Raw genomic sequence first — 7,582 nt, 5'->3', positions numbered from 1 at the left:
CCGTCCTGCATGTCGCCGGGCGGCCCGGCGACATGCAGGACGGCGCCGGGGCGGACCCGCTGGGCCCAGTCCGAGGCCAGACCGCCCTCGTGCGGGGCGATGTCGATGTCGATCTCGCCCGCCTCCGGGTCGTAGCGGCGCACGGTGTACTCGCGCGAAGTGGGCGCGGGGCGCGGCCACTTCAGCAGGTCGCCGTCGGGTTCCGGGAGCCGCAGCGATCCGTCGGGCTCGGGGAACAGGAGCTTGACGTGGTCGATGGGCGAGTGTGCCTCGAAGCCTTCGGTGCCCGGGCCGCCCAGGGTGACCCGCAGCAGGCCGGCGCCGACCGTCGTGGTGCGCACGACCTCGGTGCGGCGGACCCGGATCGGGTAGCGCACCTTCTCGGGGCGGTGCCCGGCCAGGACCTCCTCGATCCGCTCCAGGTGCCCGGGCCGGTGTCCGGTGCGGCTCATGCCTTCTCCCCCGTCAGGAGGGTCTGCCAGTGGGCCAGTTCGGGGCGTTCGGCGAGATCGGGCAGTTCGAGTTCGGCGGCGCCGTCGGCCCGCCAGCGCTCGACGAGGGTCATGAGCCGTACCGAGTCAAGACCGAGGTCGCGCAGGTCGTCGTCGGGGGCTATCTCGGAGGGAGCACAGCCCAGCAGGTCCGCGACGTCCGCGCGGATGCGCTCGGGTGACAGTGCCTCACTCATCGGTTGACTCCTCTGGAATACGGGTGCTGACGGAGGGCGGCCGGGCCGGCGGCGCGGCTCATACGAGGTGCTCAAGGCCGAGGGCGCGCAGCAGGGTGCGGAACTTGGCGGAGGTCTCGGCCAGTTCGGCGTCCGGGTCGGAGCCGGGGACGATGCCGGCTCCGGCGAACAGCCGTACGGTGCGGTCGCAGACCTCGGCGCTGCGGATCGTCACCGCCCACTCGCCGTCGCCGCCGAGGCCGCTCCAGCCGACCATCCCCGCGTAGTAGCCGCGGTCCTCGGCCTCCAGGTCCGCGATGGCGGTGAGCGCCCGGGGCGCGGGCACCCCGCAGACGGCGGGCGTGGGGTGCAGCGCCTCGGCCAGGCCGAGCGCGGAGCAGGCCGGGTCCAGCGGGTCCCGCAGCCGTCCGGTGATCCGGGTGGACAGATGCCACATCGTCGGGGTCCCGATCACCTCGGGGCGCTCGGGGACATCGAGGTCGATGCAGAACCGGCCGAGCACCTCGGCCACCTGGGCGGCGGTGTGCGCGTGCTCGCCGAGGTCCTTCGCGGAGTCGCGCAGCCGGGCGATCCGTTCCCGGTCGAGCGTCTCGTCACCGGCCCGGGGGGCGGACCCCGCAAGCGGGTTGGCGACCACCAGGGCGCCGCGCCGGGACACCAGGAGTTCCGGGCTGGCGCCGACCAGGGTGCGCGGGGCAGGGTCGCCGGGGGCGGTGACGTCGGCGGCGAAGGCGTAGGCCGCCGGGTCGGCGTGGACCAGCCGGGTCAGCAGCGCGGGCACGGCCACCGGATGGTCGCCGGTCAGTTCCAGGGCACGGGCCAGCACCACCTTGCGCAGCTCGCCGCCGCCGATCAGTTCCAGCGCCCGGCTCACCGCGGTGGTGTAGCCGTCGGGTTCGGGGCGGGGCCGGACCGTCCAGCCGGTGCCGGGTCTTGGCTCGGGCAGGTGGGCGGCCAGGGCGGCGGGGGCGCCCGCGCGCCGTACGACGGCGGGGACCAGCAGTCCGGCGTCGCCGTCGGGGCGGAATCCGGCGGCCCCGACCACGACGGGGTCGGGCAGTCCGGCGGCGGCCGCCGCCTCCAGTGCCTCGGCCGCGGCGCGGGCCCGGTCACCGCCTTCGGCGCGTACCCGGGTGTGCACACCGTCGGCGAGCAGGGTGCCGCGGGCCGAGGAGAAGTAGAACGAGCCGGTGAGGTAGGCCGCCAGCAGATCGGAGGGCCGGTGTACGGGGCTGGGGCGCGTCAGGGTGGATAGGGACACGTCGGTGCATCCTTCATTCGGGCGTGCGGTCTGGGCGCCGGCGGCACGGCGGTTTCTCCGGGGTGGTGGAGCGAGAACATCGGCGGAGGTTCCGGGCGGGAGGCAAGGGCTCCAGGGACCTGGCCGGATACGACAATCTCACCAGATAGATAGGTTAGCCTCACCTTATTAAGGGAAAGGCTCGGCGGTCAACAACGCCTCCGCGCAAGGGACTTGAGGGCAGGCGTGCGCCGCTCGCCGGGCCCCTGGCTCTCAGGTGTGCGACGCCACGGACCGCGCGTGCTCGATCAGGCTCGTCGGCCGCATGTCGGTCCAGTGCCGGCTGACATGGGCGAGACACGCCTCGCGGGTGTCCTCGCCATGGGCGACGGTCCAGCCGGCGGGTACGTCGGCGAACGCGGGCCAAAGGGAGTGCTGGTTCTCGGCGTTGACGAGGACGAGGTAGCGGGCGCTGTCGTCCTCGAAGGGGTTGGTGGCGGCCATGGCCGGTCTCCTGGCGAGGTCAGGGGGTGGGGAGGGGAACGGTGTCGGCCTCGGGCACGAGGCCGGCGGTCTCGGCGTCCGTGCGCTGGGCGCGGTCGAGGAGGAGCGCGTCGCAGATCTCGCCGGCGCGGACGGCGAGGGTGGACAGCAGGGAGGAGGTGATGCCGTGGGTGTGCTCTGTGGCGGCGCCCTGGAGGTAGATCCCGGCACGGACGGCGTCCGTGGTGGCGATCCGGTGGTCGCGCCCTATCCGCAGGCGCCCCTGGCCGTCGGTCAGGCAGTGTTCGGCCAGCGGGCCGAGGAGCGTGCGGGGGTCGGAGGGCCGGTAGCCGGTGGCCAGGACGACGGCGTCGCAGTCGAGGGTGTGGGGATCGCCGCCGATCAGGGGGCGCAGCACCGCGCGGACACCGTGGGAGTGCTCCTCGACGGCGGTCAGGGCGGTGGTGTTCAGGATCCGCAGCCGCTCGGTGCCGGCGACCTTCTCCTGGTAGACGGTGCGGTAGAGCTGCTCGATCAACTCGCCGTCCACGACGGAGTAGTTGGTGTTGGCGTGATAGCCGAGCAGGGACTCCTTGACCTCGTCGGGCGCGGTGTAGAAGTCGTCGACGGCCGCCGGGTCGAAGATCCGGTTGGCGAAGGGGCTGTCGTCGGCGGGGCTGTAGCCGTAGCGGCTGAAGACCGCGCAGACCTCCGCGTCCGGGAACTCGCGGTGGAGGAACTCGGCGGCCTCCGCGCCGGACTGACCCGCCCCGACCACCACGAAGCGCCGCGCCGGCCGGTCCTTCAGGGCCGCCGCCCGCGGCAACAGCTCCGAGCTGTGCCACACCCGCGGTCCCGGCGTCACGTTCTCCGGGAACCTGGGCACCAGTCCCGTGCCCAGGACGACATTGCGCGCCCGCAGCACTTCGTCACCGGGGACGTCCCCCTCGGCGGGGTCCGGGTCGAGGCGGTCGGGGCCGGGGCGGGTGTGGACCTCGAGGACGGAGGCGGGACCTTCGCCGTCCGCGGCCGGCCGCAGGGCGTACACCTGGCGCCCGTACCGCACCTGGTCCTCCACCATGGCCGCGCACCAGCGGAGGTAGTCGTGGAACTCCACGCGGGTCGGGAAGAACGACTTCTGGTTGATGAAGTCGGCCAGCCGGCCCTTGTCGTGCAGATAGCGCAGGAAGGTGAACCGGCTGCCCGGATCCCGCATGGTCGCCAGGTCCTTCAGGAACGACACCTGCATCGTCGCCCCCGGCAGCAGCATTCCCCGGTGCCAGCCGAACTCCCCCTGCCGCTCCACGAACACGGAGCGCAGTCCGCGACCGCCGCCGTGCGCGTTCTGCTCCGCGACCGCGACGGCCAACGCCAGATTCGCCGGGCCGAAGCCCACACCGACCACATCCTGGACCGGCCACTGACCCGGCCCCCCGGCAACCGCACGCCCTGCTGACATCTTCGCCCTTCGACAAGGTCCCGCGAGGGACCGGCAATTGATTTCCCCTTAGGCAAGCCTCGCCTAAGTTTTCTTAGGTTCGGGCAGGCGTCAAGCCCAATCGACCCACCCGTTCCGACATCGAGAAAGAGGAGTTGATGATTCATCAACTAGTCGCCGTGACACGCGACTTGATCAGGTCCGCGCGCTCGCAGCGGCGGCGGACGCTCAGAAGCAGTCGACCGCCTGGTCCGTGGTGACGACCATCGCGCACCGGCCGGCCGCCCAGCGCAGGGCCATCTCATGGTCCTCGCGGGAGAAGTCGGCCACGGCGTCGGCCACCACGAACGCCTGGATGTCACGCATCCACGCGTCGCAGGCCGTCGTCATGACACCGATGTGCGCGTACACACCGACGACGACCAGCTGGTCACGGCCCTGCTCCCGCATCAGGTCCGCGAGGTCCGTGCGGACGAACGCGCTGTATTTCCATTTGGTCAGCATCGTGTCGCCGGGCCGCGGTGCCACGGGTTCCGGAACGGCCAGAACCGCCGGGTCGTCGGCCACGCCCGGTCCCCAGAAGTCGAGTTGGAGGCCGCGTTCCTCGGGAGTCTGGCCGCCGCGCTGGACCGAGTAGACCACCGGCGTCCCGGCCCGCCGGGCCGCGTCGAGCAGCCGGGCGGTGTTGGCCAGCATGCCGGTCAGCGGCTGTTCGCCGGGCGGGAAGGCGGAGAGGAAGTGCTGCTGGAGGTCGTGCACCAGCAGCACCGCCCGCGCCGGGTCCACGGACCAGGAGACCCGGTTGTCCGGCAACTGGCCGGCGGTGGGCAGGGGGTAGCCGGTGATGGACGGAAGTGCCATGGGGAGAGGGGCCTTTCAGCGCTGCTCGGAGGAGGCCGCGGCCGAGCGCAGCCCCTTCTTGCTGACCTTGCCGACGCCGGTGTGCGGGAAGGCGTCGACGAAGCGGACGAGGTCGGGGACCTTGTAGGCGGCGACACCGCGCGCACGGACGAACGCCTTGATCTGGGCGGCCGTCGGCGGCTCGGCGTCCGCACGCAGGATCACATGGGCGAGGGTGCGCTCGCCGAGAAAGTCGTCGGGCACGGCGACCAGGGAAACGTCGTGGACCGCCGGGTGGGCCAGGATGATGTTCTCGATCTCCTCCGGGGCGACCTTCTCGCCGCCCCGGTTGATCTGGTCCTTGGCCCGCCCCTCCACCACCAGATGCCCGCTCGCCGTACGGCGCACGATGTCACCGGTGCGGTAGAAGCCGTCCTCGGTGAACGCGGTCCGGTTGTGCTCCGGTGCCCGCCAGTAGCCGCGGATGGTGTAGGGGCCCCGGGTGAGCAGATGCCCGAACTCGCCCTCGGGCACGTCCCGGTCGGTGTCGTCCACGATCCGGATCTCGTCGTCGGGCGAGATGGGCAGGCCCTGGGTGGTGACGATCGTCTCCGGATCGTCGTCAAGGCGGGTGTAGTTGACCAGGCCCTCGGCCATCCCGAAGACCTGCATCAGCCGGCAGCCGAGCGCCGGCTCAAGGCGGCGCGCCGCCTGCTCGCTGTACTTGGCCCCGCCGACCAGCACCAACTCCAGGCTGGACAGGTCGCGTTCGGTGCGCGGCGCGCTGTCCGTCCACAGCAGGGCGAGCGGCGGCACCAGGCCGGTCATGGTGATCCGCTCCTGCTCGACCAGGGCGAACGCGGTCGTCGGATCGGGTTTGGGGCACATCACCACCCGGCCTCCGGCGTACAGCGTGCCGAGCCAACCGGGGGAACTCATGGGGAAGTTGTGGGCCGCGGGCAGGACGACCAGGAAGCGGGTGTCCGCGTCGACACCGCAGATCTCGTTCGAGCCGCGCAGGGAGTAGAGGTAGTCGTCGTGGGTGCGGGGGATCAGCTTGGACACCCCGGTCGTTCCGCCCGACAGCTGGAGGAACGCCAGTTCGTGCGGCCGTGGTTCGGGCAGCGTCCCGGAGGGGTCGCACGGCACGTCCGACAGGGCGGTGTGCCCGCCCGGGTCGCCCGCCACGAAGACCTCCCGGAGTCCGGGGGCGCTCCGGCGGACCCGGGTGGCCAGGTCGCGGTGGTCGAAGCCGTCGAGCACATCCGGGATCACATAGGCGACGGCCTCGGAGAAGGCGCAGAAGTGCGTGATCTCGGTGTCGCGGTGGGCCGGCAGCGCGAACACGGGCAGCGCGCCCAGCCTGAACAGGGCGAAGACCACTTCGGCGAACTCTGCGGTGTTCGGCAGCTGGACGACCACCCGGTCGCCGCGCCCGATGCCGCGCCCCGCGAACCCGGCGGCGAGCCGGTCGGCGGCCTCGTCCAGCTGCCGGTACGTCCGGGTACGGCGCCCGGGCGCGAAGTCCACCAGGGCGACCCGGTCCGGATGGGCGGCGGCCCGCTCGCGGAGCATTCGGCCGAAGGTGTCGCCCCGCCAGTGACCGGCCCGCCGGTAGCGCTCGGCGAACTCCTCGGGCCAGGTGGGCGCGTCCACACCCGGGGTGAGGCCCGAGGGGGCGGGTATCGGTTCGTTGGTCACGGCGATGGCTCCACGATGTTCGGCGGGGTTCGTCACAGGGCGGCGGGGTACGCCGAGGGCGGTCAGGCGCGCAGGGTGGCGCCGCCGTCCACGTACAGGTCGTGCAGGGTGATGTGCCGGGCGCGGTCGGAGGCCAGGAAGGCGACGGCGTCCGCGATGTCCGACGGTTCGGCGATCCGGCCGAGCGGAATGCCGGTGCGGTACGCCGCCAAGTCCCCCTCGATCACGGCCCGTCGGCCGCTGTCGGGGCCGCCGGGCGCGCGGTCCCACATGGCGCGCTGCATGTCCGTGTCGGTGGAGCCGGGGCACACGGTGTTGCAGCGCACCCCGTACGGGGCGACCTCCAGGCCGAGGCACTTGGTGAACATCACGGCGGCGGCCTTGGAGGCGGCGTAGGCGGCCATACCGGCGCGGGGCACACCGGCCGCGTTGGAGGCGACGGTCACGATGCTGCCCCGGCGCCGTTCGGTCATCCGGCGGGCGGCGGCCCGGCAGACATGGAAGACGCCATCGGTGTTGACCGCGAACACGGCCGCCCAGTCGGCGTCGTCCAGGTCGACCACGGCCGCGCCGCGCAGGACGCCGGCCACATTGACCACGATGTCCAGGGGTCCCAGGGTCCGTTCGGCCTCGGCGACCAGCTCTTCCACCGCCGCGGCGTCCGTCACGTCCAACACCCGGCCCGTGACGCGGCCTTCGTGCCGTGCGGACAGTGCCGCCACGGCCGCGCCGTCCACATCGGTGGCGAGCACCCGCGCGCCCCGGGCGGCGAGCTCCTCGGCCACGGCGGCGCCGATGCCCCGTGCCGCCCCGGTCACCAGGGCGAGGCGACCGGCCAGTTCGGGCTCGGCGCTCATGCGGCCGCCCCCTCGGACCGGGCGGTACCTGACCGGTGAACGGAAGATCGGTGAACGGAAGATCGGGATCTGTGGGATGACTTCATGGCCTCGGGTTTCCGGCGAACGCGCAACGGATACGACCACCCGGGGGGACACCACGGCCCGCCCCCGGCGACTTAGGTAAGGCTAACCATACCTTTACCTTGGTGGTGATCGTCAACGTCGGTCGCGATGTCACCCGGATCACTCCGAAATCCCAAGTCCTCGCGTCAACGGGCGGGTTGTCACCGGGGAGCCGGGCGAGCACCCGTGCGGCAAGCGGGCGGCGCCGTCGGGTAACGTCCCCGGGGACG

Annotated in this window: 8 protein-coding genes; all 8 read right to left on the bottom strand. The window is 72.5% G+C overall.

What is annotated here, in order from left to right; translation table 11 throughout:
- Nucleotides 1-452 (bottom strand): siderophore-interacting protein (locus CCN72_RS10290; RefSeq protein WP_143664072.1); only part of this gene is annotated, 452 nt, incomplete at its 3' end.
- A complete protein-coding gene (locus CCN72_RS10285) occupies nt 449-688 on the bottom strand; it encodes a phosphopantetheine-binding protein (RefSeq protein WP_085568006.1) in 240 nt (79 codons plus the stop codon). The genes CCN72_RS10290 and CCN72_RS10285, both read right to left, overlap by 4 nt.
- 58 nt (nt 689-746) lie before the next feature.
- Nucleotides 747-1,949, bottom strand: a complete 1,203-nt coding sequence (locus tag CCN72_RS10280; RefSeq protein ID WP_086807246.1) for an isochorismate synthase — start codon at nt 1,947-1,949, stop codon at nt 747-749.
- Between the two features lie 252 nt (nt 1,950-2,201).
- A complete protein-coding gene (locus tag CCN72_RS10275; RefSeq protein WP_086807245.1) occupies nt 2,202-2,432 on the bottom strand; it encodes an MbtH family protein in 231 nt (76 codons plus the stop codon).
- A gap of 19 nt (nt 2,433-2,451) precedes the next feature.
- A complete protein-coding gene (locus CCN72_RS10270; RefSeq protein ID WP_086807244.1) occupies nt 2,452-3,870 on the bottom strand; it encodes a lysine N(6)-hydroxylase/L-ornithine N(5)-oxygenase family protein in 1,419 nt (472 codons plus the stop codon).
- A gap of 207 nt (nt 3,871-4,077) precedes the next feature.
- Complete coding sequence (locus CCN72_RS10265) at nt 4,078-4,710, bottom strand: isochorismatase family protein (protein ID WP_086807243.1); 633 nt, start codon at nt 4,708-4,710, stop codon at nt 4,078-4,080.
- 15 nt (nt 4,711-4,725) lie between these two features.
- Nucleotides 4,726-6,390 carry a (2,3-dihydroxybenzoyl)adenylate synthase gene (locus tag CCN72_RS10260; RefSeq protein WP_208637962.1) on the bottom strand — a complete coding sequence of 555 codons (1,665 nt, stop codon included), beginning with the start codon at nt 6,388-6,390 and terminating at the stop codon, nt 4,726-4,728.
- A gap of 62 nt (nt 6,391-6,452) precedes the next feature.
- Nucleotides 6,453-7,247 carry a 2,3-dihydro-2,3-dihydroxybenzoate dehydrogenase gene (locus CCN72_RS10255; protein WP_086807242.1) on the bottom strand — a complete coding sequence of 265 codons (795 nt, stop codon included), beginning with the start codon at nt 7,245-7,247 and terminating at the stop codon, nt 6,453-6,455.
- Nucleotides 7,248-7,582: the final 335 nt, after the last annotated feature.

The organism is Streptomyces murinus, assembly GCF_002154555.1.
Classification (GTDB): Bacteria; Actinomycetota; Actinomycetes; order Streptomycetales; family Streptomycetaceae; genus Streptomyces; species Streptomyces murinus.
This window is presented reverse-complemented; position numbering and strand designations above follow the sequence as displayed.